The 618-nt window shown below is 49.0% G+C and carries 1 protein-coding gene; it reads right to left on the bottom strand.

Annotation, left to right across the window (positions count from 1 at the left end):
* Positions 1 to 245: 245 nt before the first annotated feature.
* The coding region (locus ACTHUM_RS17505; RefSeq protein ID WP_440403628.1) for an LOG family protein at positions 246 to 618 on the bottom strand (373 nt) is incomplete at its 5' end.

The following is a 618-nucleotide window of genomic DNA, read 5'->3' as shown; positions in this document are numbered from 1 at the left end:
GTCTTGGACAAAGGCCGCATCATCGAAGAAGGCAGCCACACCGAGTTGCTCGAGAAACAAGGCCTGTACGCCAAACTTTGGGCGCACCAAAGCGGCGGCTTCTTGAGTGAGCATGTCGAGTGGGAAAACAATTAACGCTTTGAAAGAAGATAAAAGGCCGTCTGAAAACATTTTCAGACGGCCTTTATTAATGAAGCAAAGGGTAGGTGGGATAACCGCCCTTTGTCAGTTGAAACCTTAGTTTTTTACAGCCCCAGTGACCAAGCATTTTGGTGTTCGGACAAGTCTTCCAGGCGGTTTTCGTAATGGGCGAAGATTTCTTCGATGATTTCGTCTTCGTCGTCGATGACTCGAATCAAGTTCAAATCCTCTTCCAAAATCAGGTTTCTGCCCAGCAACTGCTCGCGTATCCAGTCCAACAGTCCCGCCCAAAATGCTTTGCCCACTAAGATAATCGGGCGGTCGGGCGTTTTGCCGGTTTGCACCAAAGTCAGGCTTTCAAACAATTCGTCCAGCGTGCCGAAACCGCCGGGCATGACGACATACGCCACAGCGTGTTTGACGAACATGACTTTGCGCGGGAAAAAGTGTTGGAATTTAATCGACAAATCCTGATAG

The sequence above is a fragment of the Neisseria sp. P0021.S006 genome (assembly GCF_051956895.1).
This window is presented reverse-complemented; position numbering and strand designations above follow the sequence as displayed.